Annotated in this window: 19 protein-coding genes; 16 read left to right on the forward strand and 3 right to left on the reverse strand. The window is 69.8% G+C overall.

Features of this window, described 5'->3' with window-relative positions; genetic code table 11:
* Positions 1-186 precede the first annotated feature (186 nt).
* From ACFYPH_RS15365 to ACFYPH_RS15380, 4 genes are all read left to right on the forward strand, one after another.
* Positions 187-948: a hypothetical protein gene (locus ACFYPH_RS15365; RefSeq protein ID WP_387182161.1), complete on the forward strand. Its 762-nt coding sequence runs from the start codon at positions 187-189 to the stop codon at positions 946-948.
* Positions 897-1,175, forward strand: a complete 279-nt coding sequence (locus ACFYPH_RS15370) for a hypothetical protein (protein WP_387182164.1) — start codon at positions 897-899, stop codon at positions 1,173-1,175. The genes ACFYPH_RS15365 and ACFYPH_RS15370 overlap by 52 nt, the downstream gene beginning before the upstream one ends.
* A 212-nt stretch (positions 1,176-1,387) precedes the next feature.
* Positions 1,388-1,732: a hypothetical protein gene (locus tag ACFYPH_RS15375; RefSeq protein WP_355065723.1), complete on the forward strand. Its 345-nt coding sequence runs from the start codon at positions 1,388-1,390 to the stop codon at positions 1,730-1,732.
* Positions 1,733-1,865: 133 nt separating this feature from the next.
* Complete coding sequence (locus ACFYPH_RS15380; RefSeq protein WP_387182167.1) at positions 1,866-2,405, forward strand: RBBP9/YdeN family alpha/beta hydrolase; 540 nt, start codon at positions 1,866-1,868, stop codon at positions 2,403-2,405.
* A 6-nt stretch (positions 2,406-2,411) separates the two neighbouring features.
* Here ACFYPH_RS15380 and ACFYPH_RS15385 read toward each other — a convergent pair whose 3' ends face one another.
* Positions 2,412-3,149 carry a phosphotransferase gene (locus ACFYPH_RS15385; RefSeq protein ID WP_354856006.1) on the reverse strand — a complete coding sequence of 246 codons (738 nt, stop codon included), beginning with the start codon at positions 3,147-3,149 and terminating at the stop codon, positions 2,412-2,414.
* Between the two features lie 130 nt (positions 3,150-3,279).
* Here ACFYPH_RS15385 and ACFYPH_RS15390 point away from each other — a divergent pair, with 130 nt between their 5' ends.
* Both ACFYPH_RS15390 and ACFYPH_RS15395 read left to right on the forward strand, forming a co-directional pair.
* Positions 3,280-3,645, forward strand: a complete 366-nt coding sequence (locus tag ACFYPH_RS15390) for a PadR family transcriptional regulator (protein ID WP_354856007.1) — start codon at positions 3,280-3,282, stop codon at positions 3,643-3,645.
* Complete coding sequence (locus ACFYPH_RS15395; protein ID WP_387182171.1) at positions 3,642-5,018, forward strand: permease prefix domain 1-containing protein; 1,377 nt, start codon at positions 3,642-3,644, stop codon at positions 5,016-5,018. The genes ACFYPH_RS15390 and ACFYPH_RS15395 overlap by 4 nt, the downstream gene beginning before the upstream one ends.
* Before the next feature lie 143 nt (positions 5,019-5,161).
* Here the strand turns inward: ACFYPH_RS15395 and ACFYPH_RS15400 are convergent, their stop codons facing one another.
* On the reverse strand, positions 5,162-5,695 hold the full coding sequence (locus ACFYPH_RS15400) for a DUF402 domain-containing protein (protein WP_387182174.1): 534 nt from the start codon (positions 5,693-5,695) through the stop codon (positions 5,162-5,164).
* Positions 5,696-5,868: 173 nt separating this feature from the next.
* Between ACFYPH_RS15400 and ACFYPH_RS15405 the strand changes: the two genes are divergently transcribed.
* From ACFYPH_RS15405 to ACFYPH_RS15415, 3 genes are all read left to right on the forward strand, one after another.
* Positions 5,869-6,432, forward strand: coding sequence for a TetR/AcrR family transcriptional regulator (locus ACFYPH_RS15405; protein WP_387182177.1), 564 nt, complete (start codon positions 5,869-5,871; stop codon positions 6,430-6,432).
* Positions 6,425-7,708, forward strand: coding sequence for an FAD-dependent oxidoreductase (locus ACFYPH_RS15410; protein ID WP_387182179.1), 1,284 nt, complete (start codon positions 6,425-6,427; stop codon positions 7,706-7,708). Before ACFYPH_RS15405 ends, ACFYPH_RS15410 begins: the two co-directional genes overlap by 8 nt.
* 88 nt (positions 7,709-7,796) lie before the next feature.
* Positions 7,797-8,618 carry an NAD(P)-dependent oxidoreductase gene (locus ACFYPH_RS15415; RefSeq protein ID WP_355065734.1) on the forward strand — a complete coding sequence of 274 codons (822 nt, stop codon included), beginning with the start codon at positions 7,797-7,799 and terminating at the stop codon, positions 8,616-8,618.
* A gap of 57 nt (positions 8,619-8,675) precedes the next feature.
* On the opposite strand, the gene ACFYPH_RS15420 is transcribed toward ACFYPH_RS15415, so the two are convergent.
* Positions 8,676-9,533: an SPFH domain-containing protein gene (locus ACFYPH_RS15420; protein ID WP_354856013.1), complete on the reverse strand. Its 858-nt coding sequence runs from the start codon at positions 9,531-9,533 to the stop codon at positions 8,676-8,678.
* 224 nt (positions 9,534-9,757) lie between these two features.
* Here ACFYPH_RS15420 and ACFYPH_RS15425 point away from each other — a divergent pair, with 224 nt between their 5' ends.
* The 7 genes from ACFYPH_RS15425 (at position 9,758) to ACFYPH_RS15455 (ending at position 16,782) form a co-directional block, all read left to right on the forward strand.
* Positions 9,758-10,519: an ABC transporter ATP-binding protein gene (locus ACFYPH_RS15425; protein ID WP_355136344.1), complete on the forward strand. Its 762-nt coding sequence runs from the start codon at positions 9,758-9,760 to the stop codon at positions 10,517-10,519.
* Entirely contained in the window at positions 10,506-11,198 is a 693-nt protein-coding gene (locus ACFYPH_RS15430; RefSeq protein ID WP_355136346.1) for an ABC transporter ATP-binding protein, read from the forward strand. Before ACFYPH_RS15425 ends, ACFYPH_RS15430 begins: the two co-directional genes overlap by 14 nt.
* Before the next feature lie 51 nt (positions 11,199-11,249).
* Complete coding sequence (locus tag ACFYPH_RS15435; protein WP_354856016.1) at positions 11,250-12,500, forward strand: ABC transporter substrate-binding protein; 1,251 nt, start codon at positions 11,250-11,252, stop codon at positions 12,498-12,500.
* Complete coding sequence (locus ACFYPH_RS15440; RefSeq protein ID WP_354856017.1) at positions 12,497-13,378, forward strand: branched-chain amino acid ABC transporter permease; 882 nt, start codon at positions 12,497-12,499, stop codon at positions 13,376-13,378. The genes ACFYPH_RS15435 and ACFYPH_RS15440 overlap by 4 nt, the downstream gene beginning before the upstream one ends.
* The gene (locus tag ACFYPH_RS15445) at positions 13,375-14,388 is read left to right on the forward strand and encodes a branched-chain amino acid ABC transporter permease (RefSeq protein WP_355065744.1); all 1,014 of its coding nucleotides are present in this window, start codon (positions 13,375-13,377) and stop codon (positions 14,386-14,388) included. The genes ACFYPH_RS15440 and ACFYPH_RS15445 overlap by 4 nt, the downstream gene beginning before the upstream one ends.
* Before the next feature lie 76 nt (positions 14,389-14,464).
* The gene (locus ACFYPH_RS15450; protein ID WP_387182185.1) at positions 14,465-15,094 is read left to right on the forward strand and encodes a transcriptional regulator; all 630 of its coding nucleotides are present in this window, start codon (positions 14,465-14,467) and stop codon (positions 15,092-15,094) included.
* A 119-nt stretch (positions 15,095-15,213) separates the two neighbouring features.
* Positions 15,214-16,782: an MFS transporter gene (locus ACFYPH_RS15455; RefSeq protein WP_354856020.1), complete on the forward strand. Its 1,569-nt coding sequence runs from the start codon at positions 15,214-15,216 to the stop codon at positions 16,780-16,782.
* The last annotated feature ends 2 nt before the right edge of the window (positions 16,783-16,784 follow it).

Genomic DNA, 16,784 nt, shown 5'->3' on the forward strand with positions numbered 1-16,784 from the left:
GACGCCGGTCGCTGAATCCGCAGCCTTGGTCCCTGGCGGAGCCGGATGTGTGCGCGTGCCCTCGGGCTGGACCGAGCTTGTCCTATCCCGGTGCTCTCATCCCGTCATGCATGTCGTCGTCTGTGGCGCACTCGTGGAGACCGGCGCGGTCCTGCTGGTACACCGCAGCCCATAAGGTTTACTTCTATGGTCCGCACCACACCTCCGCGTCCCCTGGACATCACCGCGCTCTTCCCCGAACTGCGGGAACATTCCATCACCGCTACCCGCCTGCATCCCCGACCCGGCGCTCCGACCGTTAGGGACAGCTCGGTCGGCGGACCGCTGCTGTGGCCGGCCGACGAGGTATGGCCGGTCTGCGACGACGCCGGGGCGCACGAGCCATACAACCTGGCCACCCCGGCCGCCCTGCGCTGCAGGCGGGAGATCCTCGCGACCGCAGAAGCCCGGGAGCCGCTGCCGGGCGGGGACTTCTTGACTGCGCAGGAGCGGGCCGAGCTCGATGCGGCCGACGCATTGGACCTGGACGACCTGATCGAGGACCCCATCCCGTTGGTCCCGGTCGCGCAGCTGTACCGACATGATGTCCCGGACTACGCCGGTCCGGACGGCACCGACCTGCTCCAGGTGCTGTGGTGCCCGGTGGACCACTCGGACCGGCACTACAGCCCTCGCGTCTTCCTCTTCTGGCGCGACAGTTCCGCCGTCGGCCCGCTGCTCGAAGCGCCTCCCGAGCCGCCGGTGATCAGCGACATGTACCTGCCGGTTCCGTGCGTGGTGCACCCCGAGCAGGTTCGCGAGTACCAATACGCCGCTCTACTCCCCGATGACCTGCGCGAGCGGCTCGACGAGTGGGACGAAGACGATAGCCGTCCCACTATCAGTATCAGACCGACTTGTCGCTGGCGCCGGGATGGAAGGTCGGCGGGTACGCGAACTGGTCACTGACCGATCCGTACCCGATGGATTGTGCTGCCTGCGGCACCACGATGACCTTGATTTTCACCGTGGGCTCGGGCGACTGGAACGGCATGCATTGCAGCTGGCGCCCGTCCGAGGAGAACCCGACCGTGTCCCCAGACATCGTCGGCGTGCAGATCGGGCGTGGCTACTCGCTGTACACCTTCCGCTGCCCCAAATCATTCGATCATCCCCCGGCGACCGCTATGCAGTGACGCGGCCTCCCTCCATGGCTTGCCGGCCTCCCAAGCGCACTCGACTCGACAGAGCCGCGAGCGCTGGGGGTGTCCCGGAAGCCATGTGTGCGGCGAGGATGTAGTTGCGGTCTGGGTCAGCGCGCAGAACGAGGTGATCGGAGGGTGCGGTGCCGGATTGGCGAAGCGGTACCTCGCTACCGGACTGCGCGGACGGTGCCTACTCTTCCGCCGTGGCGCGTACCCGAATCAGGAGCATCGTCGTCGAGGACATCGTCTACCGATGGACCGTCGGACTGGTCGATCCGAGCCGTGTCAAGGTCAAGGTCTGGCGCGACGGGCCCGGCGGTGCATTGGAGGTCATGGCGTTCTTTGATGACCCATGGCTGAACTATGGACCGATCATCACCGCACCTGCCGGCCGAGCGGCCGAAGTGTTCGAACTGAGCCCGATCGCCCCGGCTTTGGTCGCGAAGATCATCCGGCAGGCACTTGACATGGGCTGGCAGGCACATCACAACGCAACGACGCGGCTCCAGCTCACCCGCGACCGCGAACGGTTGGAGCCATCACCCTAGTGACAGGGCGCCGGACGCGACCGCTGTCCGCGGATGCGGATGCCGTTAGAACCTGGGGAGCGGCCGGCCCCCTGAGGCCGCACTCGCTTCTGTGGGTCACGCGGTTTGATCACGATGTCGATGCGAAGGGGGCATGGTGGGACGCAGAGCGATCATCTTCCACGGGACCGGCGGTAACCCGGACGTCGTCTGGTATCGCTGGCTGGCGGAGCGGCTCGAGGCTCGGGGTTACACCGTCGAGGTGCCGCACCTCCCGGGCGTCAACGTCGAGCCGATCGCGACGTTCCTGCCGACGGTGCTCGACGGGCGCCGCTTCGACGAGGACACGGTCCTGGTGGGCCACTCCGGCGGCGCGGCCCTGCTGTTGGCGCTCCTGGAGCATGTCGAGGTGCCCGTCGCCCAGGCGATCCTGGTCGCCGGCTACTGCACCCGGCCCAACACCCGCGAGGAACCGGTCCTGAAGGAGAGCTACGACTGGGCCGCGATCCGGTCGCACGTGCGCGACATCTTCTTCATCAACTCCCGCGCGGATCCGTACGGCTGCGACGACCGACAGGGACGCGCCATGTTCGAGCGGCTCGGCGGCACCCAGATCGTGCGCGACGACGGGCACTTCGGCGACTACAACCAGCCGTACGAGCGGTTCGAGCTGCTCGACCGACTCATCCCCTGACGTTCGTCACATCCGCGCCCGCAGCACGTCGACCTCGCAGCCGGGCGCCGAGGGGTCGAAGCCGTGCTCGGCCAGCCACCGGATCACCAGCAGGCTGCGCAACGACCACCACGCCCGGATCACGTCGAGGTCGACGTCTGCGCCGTAGCCGGCCACGACGTCGCCGAGGTGCTCCTCGTGTCCGAGAGTCAACGTGGCGAGGTCGAACAGGGCGTCGCCCCGGCTCGCCTCGGACCAGTCGAGCACGCCGGTGACCTCGTCACCGTCGACGAACACGTGGGCGACCTGCAGGTCGCCGTGCGTGAACACCGGTGTCCACGGCCGGAGTGCAGCCTCGGCGACGTGGCGGTTTCGGGTGACCAGGTCGGTGGGGAGAACGCCGTTCGCGACGAGCCACCGGCACTCACCGTCGAGCTGCGCGGCCAGCTCGTCGAGGCTCCGACCGGGCCAGGGTGGCAGCGGCGCGTCGTGCAACGCCCGTACGGCGGCGCCCGCCGCGGCCCACGCCGTCGGGGGCGCGGTCGACGGCTCGCCGAGGCGGCCGAGTGCCCTGCCGCGCAGGACGGCGAGCGCGAGCACAGGCGGGTTGCGCCACAGGACCTCCGGAGTTGGCACGGGCGCCATGGCCATTGCCGCGACCTCGACGTCCGCGTGACCCGGATCGGCGTCGATCTTGAGGAACACGTCGCCGACGCGCACGGTCGCCCGCTCCTGGTGGGCGACGACGACCTCGATCTCCTGCACGCTGGCGATTGTCGCGGGATCGACCACCGACGTGCGAGGGGTTTTCCGCGCACCCCCGGGGAGTCGTTGCGCCCGGGAAATACCTAGCAGTACTATGCATTGTGCTTCTAGGGTTGAGGTGGGAGGTCTCGTGAAGGTCGCTAAGGATCTGGTTGCCGCTTCGGCGACACCGATGGTGCTCGGCATACTGGCCGAGGGGGAGAGCTACGGCTACGCCATCCTCCGGCGGATCAACGAGCTGTCCGGAGGTGAGTTGGACTGGACCGAGGGGCTGTTGTACCCGCTGCTGCACCGGCTTGAGCGCCTGGCCTATGTGGAGGCGAGCTGGCAGTCGGTCGCCGGTGAGCGCAAACGCAAGTACTACCGGATCACCGACCGGGGCCTGGCCGAGCTGGCCGAGCAGCGCCGGCAGTGGGACACCGTCGTGGGCGCGCTCAAGGAGATCTGGCACGACCGTACGCCGCTGACGGTGCGCCCGCTGGGGGGCCTCGCATGACGGCGCACGACGGGCCGGAGGAGCTGGAAGCGCAGTTCGCACAGTGGCGCCGATACGTGCTCCGGCGTCGGGAACTGCAGTCGGTGGACGCCGACGAGTTGGAAGACCACCTCCGTGGCTCGGTCGACGAGCTCGTCGCGGCGGGCCTGAGCCCGGACGAGGCGTTCCTGGTCGCGGTCAAGCGGATGGGCAGTCTCGACGAGCTCTCCCGCGAGTTCGCCCGGGAGCATTCGGAACGGCTGTGGAAGCAACTGGTGCTGACCGGCGACTCCGGCAACCCGGCCGCCGGCTCGCGCTCCCGGCGGGACCTGTGGGTCATGCTGGCCTGTGCGGCCGGCGCGGTGGCGTCCGTCAAAGTGCCCGCGCTGTTCGGGTTGACCTTCGACGACGACGGGTCGTTCTACGCGCGCAACGCCACGCTGTTCGCGCTGCCCTGGCTGGCGGCGTTCCTGGCCTGGCGCCGGCGAGCCCGATCGGTGGTGATCGCGGTGCTGGTGGCGCTGTTCGCCCTCGGTGCCGTGGCGGCGAACGTCTACCCCCTGGCGGACGACTCGCAGTCCGTGGTCGTGACCGGCATCCACCTTCCGATCGCCCTGTGGCTCGTGGTCGGTCTGGCCTATGTCGCCGACGATTGGCGCTCGTCGCGTCGACGCATGGACTTCATCCGCTTCACCGGCGAGTGGTTCATCTACTTCGTGCTGATGGCCCTCGGCGGCGGCGTGCTCGCCGCGTTCCTGTTCAACACCTTCGCGGCCATCGGGATCGTCCCGGAGGCGTTCATCTCGCAGTGGCTCCTGCCCTGCGGCGCCGCGGCCGCGGTCGTCGTGGCCGGGTGGCTCGTCGAGGCCAAGCAGAGCGTCGTCGAGAACATCGCGCCGGTCCTCACGCGGCTGTTCACCCCGCTCTTCACCGCCGCCCTGCTCGCCTTCCTCGTCGCAGTCGTCTGGACCAGCCACGGCATCGACGTCGAGCGCGAGGCGTTGATCCTGTTCGACCTTCTGCTCGTCGTGGTGCTGGGGCTGCTGCTCTACTCGCTCTCGGCCCGCGATCCGCTGGCCCCGCCCGGCCCGTTCGACAAACTCCAGCTCGCGCTCGTGGTCAGCGCGTTGGCCATCGACGTGCTGGTGCTGGTGGAGATCACCGGGCGTATCACCGACAACTACGGCGGTACGCCCAACCGGGCGGCAGCGCTCGGCGAGAACGTGATCCTGCTGGTCAACCTCGCGTGGTCGGCGTGGCTCCTGCTGAGCTTCCTGCGTCGGCGTACGCCCTTCGTGGCGCTCGAACGGTGGCAGACCGGCTACCTGCCGGTGTACGCAGCGTGGGCCTGGATCGTGGTCCTCGTCTTTCCCCCGTTGTTCAGCTACGCCTAGGGGATCACGTTCAGGTCGTCAACGGGATCTGGTGGAAGCCGTGGACGGGCGTGCCGTGGCGTGACCCGGCCGCCCGTCCCGGCGAACGGCCAGCCCGCTCCTCGTCGCCGCTGTCATCCGGCTCAGCTGAGCGGGACTGGCCTTCATCCGGCGTCGATGAGGGACCAGTCTTGAGGAAATACGACGTGCAGCAGGTCGGTGATACTGGCCGGTGGGAAGTCCGGCCAGGAGCGTTGCGGGTCGTGCCGTCGGTTGAGACGTCGATCAAGGAAACGCTGGGTACGGATGAGTCCCTCGGTCGCCTCACCCACGCTGAGCGCGCCGTCCTGCATGGCCGTGGCGTACTCGTCGAGATCCAGGACCCGGTAGGGATGGTCGCCAGGTCCGACGATCACGTCGATCCACAGGTCGTCGACCGTGACCACGCTCCCATGATCAATGACTCGTACCAGGTCGCAGTACCACCAGCCCTGCTGCTCGGGTGGGAACAGGACCGGCTGATTGATCTGGAACCCGTCATCGAGCAGCACGAAGCTGCGCTGCTCATACGGTCGATTGTCGAGGTGAAATCCCCAGTCGTAGACGATGGCGTCGCCAAGGCGCAGCCCCGCCGCGCGCAGCTTTCCGTCACGCACCACGGTCACCGGCGTCGCTTCACGCTCGGAAGCATCAGTCACACGCAGCAGCTTCGCAGGTCGACGACTCGACGATCAACCTTGTCGGCACGACCAGCCCCGATCGCTGCGGCTGGTCCGAACCGGACCGGGAGGTCTTCATCAACCACGTGGTTGACAGCTCGACACACCGATGCTGAACTATCAACCAACCGCTTGGTTGGGGATGGTGGAGGATGACCGAACGGCTCGATCGCCGGCAGGCGCTGGTGCACGCGGCCTTCTCGGCGATCGCCGAGGAGGGCTTCGAGGGGTTCCGGCTGCGGCCGATCGCCGCGGCGGCCGGCATCGACCACTCCACCCTGCACCACTACTTCCGGACCAAGGCCGACCTGATCGCCGCAGTGCTCGAGCACGTGACCAGCCAATTCGAGGCCACGATGCACGCCGACCTGGAACCCGCCGCCCGATTGCGGCAACACCTCAGCGAGATCGCCACCGCGGTCGCGCAACGGCCCGAGTTGTTCATCGTGCTCGATGAGCTCGACCTTCGGGCTCGACGGGACGAGTCCACCGGGGCCGATATCGAGCGGGACGAACAGGGTTGGCGGGACGCGCTCGCGGCGATCTTCACCGAAGGCGTCGCGCGACACGTGTGGTCGGTGGACCTCGACGTCGCTGCCAGCGTCGAGCTGGTGATCGCCACCGTCAAAGGCATTCGTCTGCGTCCCGACAAGGCCGAGTCGGTGGTCAACCAGCTGTGCGACCTCTTCGCACCAGAAAGTCTCACCCATGACTGACGTGCTCATCGTCGGCGGTGGCATCGGCGGCCTCGCTCTCGCCCAGGGTCTGCGTAAACACGGCATCACCGTCGCCGTGTACGAGCGTGACCGACGCCGCGACGACCGGGTGGACCGCTACCGGCTCGCGATCAACCCGGCGGGCAGCCGGTCGCTGCGTGCCTGTCTGCCCGACCGACACTGGCAGGCGTTCATCGACACCGCGGGTCGGCCCGGCGGCGGTTTCGGCTTCCTGGGCACGGACCTGCGCACGCTGGTCCTCGTGGAGGACGCGGTCATGTATCCCGACGATCCCGACCCCGCCGAACGGGCCTACCCGGTCGACCGTCACACGCTGCGCGGCGTTCTCCTCGACGGACTCGACGACACCGTCCACTACGACAAGGCATTCGAGCGCTACGAGCTCGCCGCCGACGGTCGCCCCACCGCGCGCTTCGCCGACGGGACGTCCGCCACCTGCGACGTCCTGGTCGGCGCGGACGGGATCAACTCGCGGGTGCGGGCGCAGTACCTGCCGACCGCCACGCAGAGAGATGCCGGTGCGGTAGGCGTCGGGCTCAAGTTGCCGCTGAACGACGACACCCGAGCCTGGTTACCCGCCCGGCTGGCTGAGGGCATGAACCTCATCGTGACCGGTGCGCCGCACTTCCTGTTCACCTCCGTGTTCGAACGCCGGCAGCCGGTGGGGGACGACTATCTGCTGTGCGCGTTCGTCGCGCGCAACGAGCTGTTCCCCTCGCGTCCGGAGCGCCTCGACGGCCCCCAGTTGAAGGCCTACGTCGCCGGGCTGATCACCCACTGGCATCCTGCGCTCCGCCAACTGATCGACCAGTGTCCACCGAACGACGTGAGTGCGTTTCCGTTCCAGGCGTCCGACCGTCCGGCGCCCTGGGCGCCCTCGCGGGTCACCGTGCTCGGCGACGCCGTGCACGGCATGCCACCGGCCGGCGGTAACGGCGCCAACACCGCACTGCGCGACGCCGCCCTGCTCACCCGCCAGTTGTCGCTGGCCGACGGCGGCCACCTGCCGCTGCTGGATGTGATCGGCGGATATGAGGCCGAGATGCGCGCGTACGGATTCCACGCCGTAGACCTGGCCCTGCGGACCCTGCACCAGGGCATGATGAGCAACCCGGTCAGCGTGGGTCTGACCCGTGGCTGGTTCAGCCTCTGCGGCATCGCGTCACCGCTGCGCCGGATGACGTTCGGCGCGAGCTGGGCCAAGATCAGCGCCCCCCGCCAGTGGGAGCGGTCCGCCACCAACCGGACGAGCTGATCCGCTCGACCGGTCCGGGGCGAGGGCGCCCGCTGGGTGGTCACCCTGGACTGGCCATCCTGTCGGTGCGGGCCGGCAGGATGGCGTCATGGGTTCACGTCTGGGCACGGTCGTCGTCACGGGTGCCGCCGGTCGCATTGGTTCGGCGGTCTGCCGTCACCTACGCGACGACGTGCGCCGCCTCGTTCTGGTCGATCGGGTGCCCTCGCAGCCGCAGTCGCCGACAGACCGGGCGATTCAACTGGATCTGGCGGACGCCGACGCGGTGACCGCCGCGCTCAAGGGCGCGGACGCGGTGGTGCACCTGGCCGGGCTGCCGGACGAGGCACCCCTGGCCGACCTGCTGGAGAGCAACGTGCTGGGCACGTACCACGTGTTGGAGGCGGCCCGTCGGCAGCGGGTAGGGCGGGTCGTCCTCGCCAGCAGCAACCGTGTCACCGGCTTCTACCCCGTCGGCCAGGTGGTCGGGCCGGACGAGCCGGTCCGACCGGACGGTTTCTACGGGGTGAGCAAGGTCGCTGTCGAAGCGCTCGGGCGCCTGTACGCCGACAAGTTCGGCCTGTCGGTGGTGTGCCTGCGCATCGGCAGCTTCGAGGACGCGCCGGACGAGGCCCGCTACCTGGCGACCTGGTTGAGCCCGCGCGACGGCATCGGTTTCGTTCGCGCGGCTCTCACCGCTCCCGACGTGCGCTTCGCGACCGCCTACGCCGTGTCCGCCAACACTCGGGCGTTCTGGGACACCACGGCCGGGGCTCGGCTCGGCTATCTGCCGGTGGACAACGCGGAGGTTTTCGCCGACGGGGTGCCCGGTTCGCGCGACCCGGTCGACCCCGCTGCCCTGCAGGGCGGCGCCTTCACCGACGCCGCGTACTCGCTGCGGCACGTCAGGGCGGACGAGCCGTCCTGTTGAGTTGAGCATCGAGCGGCACGGCGCCGGCCCACCTGCCACGGGTGGGCCGGTTCCTTCTCACTTGCCGGTGACGATGCCCGGGTTGATGCACAGGCCCGGGTTGGCGCCGTTCTTCTCGGCGATCTCCAGGCAGCGGGTCACCTTGTCGACCTTCGCGTTGGTCTCGGTGATCTGCTTGGAGATCTCGGCGTTCTTGCGGTCCTGCTCCAGGTTGCGGGTCTGGGCGAGCTTGTCCTGGAACGCCTTGATGTTGCCCTCGGTCTTGTCGTCGTGGTTCACCCGGGTGATGGTCACCGAGAGGATGTCCACGTCGCTGGCGAGGCGGGTGTCCGCGCTGGTCTTGATGTTCGCCGCGAACGGTTTGAGGTCGACGTTGAGGTCACCGGTCCGGGCGTCGATCTTCTCCAGGGGGTTGTACGCGGCGAAGGCGTCGTTGACCGCGCTGTCGAGCTGCACGCCCACCCGCTGGCCCCGGAAGCTGTCGAAGTCTCCCTTGTAGTCCATGAACTGCTTCGGCGCGTTCTCCGGCCTGACCTGCCACTCGATGAGCACCTCGACGCAGGCGTCGGCGAGCGTGCCGGTGCGGACGCGCACGCAGTTGTTGCCGCCGATGTGGTCGTACTTCTGCCGGCCGGCGTCCCACTCGCCGACCTTCTGCCAGGGGGCGACCCACTTCAGGCCGGAGCCGGTCACCTTGCCGGTGGGCTTGCCGAAGCTGGTGACGATGCCGACCGAGCGGATGGGCACCGAGTGGGCGCTGGAGGTGACCCCGACCAGCAGGGTGAGGGCGAGAAAGACGAGCGTCGCGAGGGCGGCCATCCGCTTCAGCGACCGCGCGGGGGCGACGAGAGCCAGGACGGCGCTGACCGCCAGGGCGACGGCGAAGACGATCGCCATGGTGAAGCCGACGGGCATGGGGTGGGGACCTTCCGCTGGGCTGTGTGGATCATCAACCTAGGAGGTCGGGTCAAGTCGGCTGGACGGGGGAGTGGAGGCCGGGCACGTCCTCTGCCCGTCGAATATGGATGCGATCGACATGGCTCGACTCGCGCGAGCGGCCGTAGGTTTCCTCCACGCGACGGGCCTGTGACCGCGGTCACCGAGTCGACCGTCGCCGCGACCGTGCGGAGGATGAGGCGATGGCCGGGCAAGCGCTCCTGTCGGCCCGCGGGCTGACCCGGGACTTCCGGGGCTTCCGGGCGGTCGACGAGGTCGACCTGGACGTCGCGCCGGACAGTGTGCACGCGCTCGTCGGCCCGAACGGCGCCGGCAAGACCACCCTGTTCAACCTGCTCACCGGGTTTCTCACGCCCAGCGGTGGGCGGATCGAACTGGCCGGGCGGGACGTCACGGGGCTGCCGCCGGAGCGGGTCGCCCGGCTCGGCGTGGCCCGCTCGTTCCAGATCACCAGCCTCTTCCCGCAGCTGTCCGCCCGCGAGCACGTCGCGCTGGCGTTGCAGTCCTCCAGCGGGCTGGGCTGGCGGTTCTGGCGTTCGGCGAAGCTGCTGGACCGCTACACCGAACGGGCCGACGAGCTGCTGGCCATGGTGGGGTTGGCCGACCTGGCGCAGGCCCCGTCGGCGGCGCTGGCGTACGGCCGCAAGCGGGCCCTGGAGCTGGCCATCGCCCTCGCGCTGGACCCGAAGGTGCTGCTGCTCGACGAGCCGACCGCGGGGATGGGCCTGGAGGACGTCGACCGCACCGTCGAGCTGATCAGCCGGGTCCGTGCGGGCCGCACCGTGGTCATGGTCGAGCACAACATGAGCGTGGTCGGCCGGCTCGCCGACACCGTCACCGTCCTGCAGGCCGGCAGGGTCCTCGTCGAGGGCCCGTACGAGCAGGTCCGCGCCGACGAGCGCGTGATCACCGCCTACCTGGGAGCCGCTGATGCTGCGCATTGAGAACCTCTCCGCGTTCTACGGCGAGGCGCAGGTGCTGCGGGAGGTCGGCCTGGAGGTCGCCGCCGGCGAGGTGGTCACCCTCGTGGGCCGCAACGGCGCCGGCAAATCCACTCTGCTGCGCTGCGTGATGGGGCTGCACTCCGGCCAGCGCGGCACGGTGGAGCTGGACGGGCGGGACATCACCAGGCTGCCCGCGCACCGCCGGGCCCGCCTCGGGCTGGGCTGGGTGCCCGACGACCGGGGCAGCTACGCCACCCTGACCGTCACCGAGAACCTCACCCTGCCGCCCACGGTCGGCCCCGACCCGTGGCCGCTGGAGCGGGTGTACGAGGCGTTCCCCGCTCTCTACACCCGGCGGGACTCGGCGGCCACCATGCTCTCCGGCGGCGAGCAGCAGATGCTGGCCCTGGCCCGGGTGCTGCGCATGGGCGCGCGGCTGCTGCTCTGCGACGAGCCCACCGAGGGGCTGTCACCGCTGCTCGTGCAGCAGGTCGGCGACCTGCTGCGGGAGGCCAAGCAGCACGGGGTGACCGTGCTGCTGGTCGAGCAGAACCTGCACTTCGCCACCGGCGTCGCCGACCGGCACTACCTGCTGGCCGAGGGACGTGTCGCCGAGGCGATGGACAACTCCGAGGTGCGCTCGCGCGAACGCGAGCTGCTCGCGTACCTCGGGATCTGATTCTTCTCAACGACGAGCCGCGCGACGGCGCGCGGAATGGATGGAGTGGGCATGCGCAGGACGGTGGGTGTGGCCGCGGCGTCGGCCGCGGTGGTGCTGGTCGCGGGTTGCGGCGGCGGTGGACCCCAGTCGGGCGGCGATCAGAAGCTGACCGGCGACAAGATCGTGCTGGGCGTGCTCAACGACCAGTCCGGGGCGTACTCGGAGTTGTCCGGCAAGAACTCGGTGACGGCGGTGGAGATGGCCATCGCCGACTTCACCGCGAAGTACGGCGACAAGGCGGTGACCAAGGACATCACCGTGGAGACCGCCGACCACCAGAACAAGCCGGACGTGGCCAACTCCAAGGCTCAGGAGATGTACGACCGCAAGGGCGTCGACCTCATCCTGGACGTGCCCACCTCGTCGGCGGCGCTGAAGGTGGCCGACGTGGCGAAGGAGAAGAAGAAGCTCTACTTCAACATCGGCGCGGCGACGACCGACCTGACCGGCAAGAGCTGCAACAAATACACGTTCCACTACGCCTACGACACGTACATGCTGGCCAACGGCACCGGGAAGACCACCACCGAGCAGATCGGCAAGAACTGGTACATCCTCTACCCGAACTACGCGTTCGGGCAGGACATGGAGAAGAGCTTCTCCAGCGCCATCACGGCTGCCGGCGGGACTGTCGTCGGGAAGGACGGGGCGCCGTTCCCGAACACCAGCGGCGACTTCTCCACCTTCCTGCTCAAGGCGCCGACGCTGAACCCGAAGCCGGACGTGCTGGGCACCATGCAGGCCGGCGCGGAGCTGGTCAACGTGGTGAAGCAGTACAACGAGTTCAAGTTGCGCGACAAGGGCGTCGGCCTCGCCGTGGGCCTGATGTTCCTCACCGACATCCACTCGCTCACCCCGGCCGCGCTGGCCGGCACGACGTACACCGACGCCTGGTACTGGAACTTCGACGCGAAGAACCGGGAGTTCGCCGACCGGTTCCAGCAGAAGACCGGCACCCGGCCGACGTTCGCGCACGCCGCCAACTACTCGGCGGCCCTGCAGTACCTGGAGGCGGTGCAGGCCGCCGGCACCGACGACGCGGACACCGTGGTCAAGGGCCTGGAGGGCAAGACGGTCGAGGACGTCTTCCTGCGCAACGGCAAGATCCGCGCCGAGGACCACCGGGTGGTGCACGACGCGTACCTGGCCCAGGTGAAGCCGCAGGCCGAGGTCACCGAGCCGTGGGACTACGTGAAGGTGCTCAAGACGATCCCCGCCGCGGAGGCGTTCCGCGCGCCGTCCGCGGACTGCAAGCTATGAGTGGTTTCGCGCAGAACACCTTCAACGGGCTGGTGAGCGGGGCGTTCTACGCCCTGCTCGCCCTCGGGCTCGCCGTCATCTTCGGCATGCTGCGGGTGGTCAACTTCGCGCACGGCGCGTTCTACATGCTCGGCGCGTTCGGCGCGTACGTGCTGCTCACCGAGGCGGGCGTGCCGTTCTGGGCGGCCCTGGTGATCATGCCGGTGGGGCTCGGGCTGCTCGGCATGGCCCTGGAGCGCGCGGTGATCCACCGGCTGACGAAGCTCGACCCGCTCTACAACTTCCTGCTCACCTTCGGCCTGACGCTGATCCTGCAGGACCTGGTGAAGCTGCGCTACGGCGTGCAGTCCAGCCCGTACGCCACCCCGGCGCTGTTGGACGGGACCGTGAACTTCGGCCTGTTCGACTTCCCGACGTACCGCGTGTTCATCCTCGGCTTCGCGGTGCTGCTCTGTGTGGCGGTGTGGTGGGTGCTCACCCGGACCCGGATCGGCATGGTCGTCCGCGCGGCCACCGAGCGGCCCGACCTGACCCGGGCGTTCGGGATCGACGTCGGGCGCTGGGTGACGCCGGTCTTCGGCTTCGGCATCGGCCTGGCCGGGCTCGCCGGTGTGCTGGCCGCGCCGATGCGCGCGGTCAACCCGCTGATGGGCGCCGACCTGATCATCGTGGTCTTCGCGGTGGTCGTGATCGGCGGTCTGGGTTCCATCTTCGGCTCGGTCGCCGCCGGCTTCGGCATCGGCCTGGTGCAGGCGTGGGGCGAGGCGTACCTGTCGAACTTCCCGATCGTGTCGCAGACGATCGTCTTCATCGTGATGGCCGGCGTCCTGCTCTGGCGTCCGGCCGGCCTGTTCGGTCGTGAGGAGGCCCCGGCATGACGAGCACCGTGGACACTCCCGCCGACGCGTCCCGCTCGACGCCGCCGTCCGGGCTGGTCGCCGTGGCCCACGCCCCCGGCTGGGTGCGGTACGCGCTGCTCGCCGTCGGGCTGGCCGTCGCGGCCTGGCTGCCCAACGGCCTCTACCCGGCCGTCGCGGTGGACATCCTCTGCTGGGCGCTGTTCGCCGTGGCGGTGGACCTGCTGCTCGGCTTCACCGGGCTGATGTCCTTCGGGCACGCCGCGTTCTGGGGCACCTCCGCGTACGTCACCGGGTTGGTGGCCATCCACGCCGGCCTGCCGTTCCCCCTGGCGGTGCTGGCCGGGGCACTCGCCGCGGCCGTCCTCGCCGTGCCGATCGGCTATCTCGCGGTCAAGCGGACCGGCATCTACTTCGCCATGGTGACCCTCGCGTTCGCGCAGATGGTCTACTACGTGGCCAACGAGTGGCGCTCCGTGACGCAGGGGGAGAACGGCCTGCAGGGGGTGCCCCGTTCGTTCTTCGGCCTGGATCTGACCGACGACTACTACTTCTACTATGCGATCCTGCCGATCGTGCTGCTCGGGCTGGCCGCCGCCTGGCGGATCGTGCACTCGCCGTTCGGCCGGGTGCTCGTCGGCATCCGCGACAATCCGGCCCGCGCCCGTGCCCTGGGCTATCCGGTGCACCGCTACAAGCTCACCGCGTTCGTCCTGTCCGGGTTCATCGCCGGCCTCGGCGGCGGCCTGTTCGCGGTGGGGCACCGGTTCGTCTCGCTCGACGTGCTGCACTGGACCACCTCCGGCAAGGCCGTCATCGTGGTGGTGCTCGGCGGGATCGGGACGCTGTGGGGCGGGGTGCTCGGCGCCGCGGTCGTCGTACGCCTGGAGGACTGGTTGTCGTTCTCCGGATTCGAGGCGATCGGCCTGGTCACGGGCGGCATCTTCGTCCTCGTGGTGGTGCTCTTCCGGCGCGGCATCTGGGGCAGCGCCGCCGCGCTGGCCCGCCGGCTGGCGCTCCGGCGCCGGTAAATTCCCGCCGGGCGTATCCGCCGCGCGCGCTCGCGGCGAACCCCCGGGTAGAGAACGTCTACCCGGGGGTACGTCTGTGCTGACCGAGCCGATGCCGGCCGACGCCGTGCAGACCGCGCTCAAGCGGGTCTCGCTGGCGGCCGAGGATCTGGACGGTAACCGTGTCGCCGCGCTGACGCGGGAGCTGGCCGCCGAGTGGGGCGTGCCGGCGCTCTGGGAGCAGGTCTGTCGGCCGTTGCTGGGGCGGTTGTCGGGGCGTGGCGCCGCCGAGATCGCCGTCGAGCACGCCCTGGCCGAGGGTGTCCGGGTCGGACTGGACGTGTACCGCCGCGAGCCCGGCCGCTCCCTGCCCGTCGGCGGGGTGCTGCTGGCCGGGGCCGAGCAGGAGACGCACTCCCTCGGCCTGCACGCGCTCGCCGCCGCCCTGCGGGAGCAGGGCCGCGGCTGCCTGCACCTGGGGCCCGCGCTGCCCTGGGCCGCCCTGACCAGCGCGGTGTACCGGGCTCGCCCGCACACCGTCGTGCTCTGGTCGCAGACGCCGGTCACCGGCCGCGCGTACCGCCTCGTGCGCTTCGCCCGGGACTTTCCGCGCCTGCGGGTGTACGGCGCCGGGCCGGGCTGGATCGAGCCGCTGGCCGCGCCGGTGGGCCATCTGGGCGGGCTGCCGGCCGCCGTCGCCGCCTGTCTGGCGGCACAGCGGAGGTGATGCCCGCCACATACGATACGGATCCGTTCCGTATCGTTAATGCCCGCCCTTAGGCTGTCCCGCGATACGAGTCTGGCTCGTATCGTATTGCGTCGGGTGCAACCGGGGGGAGAACGGGCATGGAACTACACGAGAACACGGGACACCCGAGGAGGTGGGCGATCCTGGGGGTGCTGGTGATCAGCCTCCTCGTTGTCGTCCTCGACAACACGATCCTCAACGTCGCGCTGCGCACCCTGGCCGACCCGGTGCACGGCCTCGGGGCCAGCCAGGGCGAGCTGGAGTGGTCCATCAACTCCTACACGCTGGTCTTCGCCGGACTGCTGTTCACCTTCGGGGTGCTCGGCGACCGCGCCGGCCGCAAGCGCTTCCTGATGATCGGGCTGGCGCTGTTCGGCCTGGCGTCGCTGCTCTCCGCGTACGCACACAGCCCCGCGCAGCTCATCGCGGCCCGCGCCCTGATGGGGGTCGGCGGCGCGGCCATCATGCCGGTGACGCTCTCGATCATCTCCAACGTGTTCGACCCGCGTGAGCGCGGCCGGGCCATCGGTATCTGGGCCGGCGCGGTCGGCCTGGCCGTGGCGATCGGCCCGATCCTCGGCGGCACGCTGCTGGAGCACTTCTGGTGGGGCTCGGTCTTCCTGATCAACGTCCCGGTGGTCGTCGCCGGCGTTCTCCTGGTGGCGCTGCTCGTCCCCGAATCGCGTGACCCGCGCCCCGGCCGCGTCGACCTGCTCGGCGTCCTGCTCTCCGTGGTCGGCCTGGTGGCCCTCTCCTACGGCATCATCGACGGTGGCGAGCATGGCTTCGACCGTCCGGTGGCCTGGGGCTCGATCCTGGTGGGCCTCGCCGTGCTGGCCTGGTTCGTGCGGCACGAGCTGCGCTCCGACCACCCGTCGCTGGACGTCCGGCTGTTCAAGGTGCCGCGCTTCGCCGCGCCGGTGGCGATCGTCGGCCTGGTGTTCTTCGCCGCGATGGGCGTGATGTTCTTCAGCTCGTTCTACCTGCAGTTGGTCCGCGACTACAGCCCGCTGCAGACCGGCCTGCTCTTCCTGCCCTTCGCCGGCGCCCAGCTGATCTTCGCGCCGCGCAGCGCCGCGATGGTCCGCCGCTACGGCGGCCGGGCGGTCGCCGCCGTGGGGCTGGGGCTGACAGTGGTGGCGCTGGCCGCGTTCGCCTTCATCGGCGCGTCCACCCCGATCTGGATCGTGCTTGTCGTCTTCTTCATCCAGGGCGTCGGGATGGCCAACATCATGCCGCCGGCCACCGAGTCCATCATGTCGGCGCTGCCCCGCGAGAAGGCCGGCGTGGGCTCCGCGGTGAGCAACACCGTCCGCCAGGTGGCCGGCGCGCTCGGCGTGGCGGTCCTCGGCTCGGTGCTCTCCGCGGTCTACCGCAGTGACGTGGGCGACGCGTTGACCGGCCTGCCCGCACAGGCCCAGGACGCGGCCAACGAGTCGATCTCCGGGGCGTACGCTGCGGCCGCGAAGCTCGGCCCGGCGGCGCCGACGCTGATCTCGGCGGCCAACGACGCCTTCGTCACCGCCATGCACTGGGCGGCGGCGCTGTCCGCGGTCGTCGCGGCCCTCGGCGTGCTGGTGGTGCTGCGATGGATGCCGGGTCGCGACGCGCTGGCTCCGGCCTCGGCGGCCCCCGCCGCCGAGCCCGAGTTGGCCGGGACGGCCTAGGT

Source organism: Micromonospora sp. NPDC005252 (genome assembly GCF_042872475.1).
GTDB lineage: Bacteria > Actinomycetota > Actinomycetes > Mycobacteriales > Micromonosporaceae > Micromonospora.

What these genes read in the sequence shown, in the direction of transcription:
- ACFYPH_RS15365 (WP_387182161.1), top strand. Translation starts at nt 187, where the DNA reads ATGGTCCGCACCACACCTCCGCGTCCCCTGGACATCACCGCGCTCTTC.
- ACFYPH_RS15380 (WP_387182167.1), top strand. Translation starts at nt 1,866, where the DNA reads ATGGTGGGACGCAGAGCGATCATCTTCCACGGGACCGGCGGTAACCCG.
- ACFYPH_RS15395 (WP_387182171.1), top strand. Translation starts at nt 3,642, where the DNA reads ATGACGGCGCACGACGGGCCGGAGGAGCTGGAAGCGCAGTTCGCACAG.
- ACFYPH_RS15405 (WP_387182177.1), top strand. Translation starts at nt 5,869, where the DNA reads ATGACCGAACGGCTCGATCGCCGGCAGGCGCTGGTGCACGCGGCCTTC.
- ACFYPH_RS15410 (WP_387182179.1), top strand. Translation starts at nt 6,425, where the DNA reads ATGACTGACGTGCTCATCGTCGGCGGTGGCATCGGCGGCCTCGCTCTC.
- ACFYPH_RS15415 (WP_355065734.1), top strand. Translation starts at nt 7,797, where the DNA reads ATGGGTTCACGTCTGGGCACGGTCGTCGTCACGGGTGCCGCCGGTCGC.
- ACFYPH_RS15420 (WP_354856013.1), bottom strand. Translation starts at nt 9,533, where the DNA reads ATGCCCGTCGGCTTCACCATGGCGATCGTCTTCGCCGTCGCCCTGGCG.
- ACFYPH_RS15425 (WP_355136344.1), top strand. Translation starts at nt 9,758, where the DNA reads ATGGCCGGGCAAGCGCTCCTGTCGGCCCGCGGGCTGACCCGGGACTTC.
- ACFYPH_RS15430 (WP_355136346.1), top strand. Translation starts at nt 10,506, where the DNA reads ATGCTGCGCATTGAGAACCTCTCCGCGTTCTACGGCGAGGCGCAGGTG.
- ACFYPH_RS15435 (WP_354856016.1), top strand. Translation starts at nt 11,250, where the DNA reads ATGCGCAGGACGGTGGGTGTGGCCGCGGCGTCGGCCGCGGTGGTGCTG.
- ACFYPH_RS15440 (WP_354856017.1), top strand. Translation starts at nt 12,497, where the DNA reads ATGAGTGGTTTCGCGCAGAACACCTTCAACGGGCTGGTGAGCGGGGCG.
- ACFYPH_RS15445 (WP_355065744.1), top strand. Translation starts at nt 13,375, where the DNA reads ATGACGAGCACCGTGGACACTCCCGCCGACGCGTCCCGCTCGACGCCG.
- ACFYPH_RS15455 (WP_354856020.1), top strand. Translation starts at nt 15,214, where the DNA reads ATGGAACTACACGAGAACACGGGACACCCGAGGAGGTGGGCGATCCTG.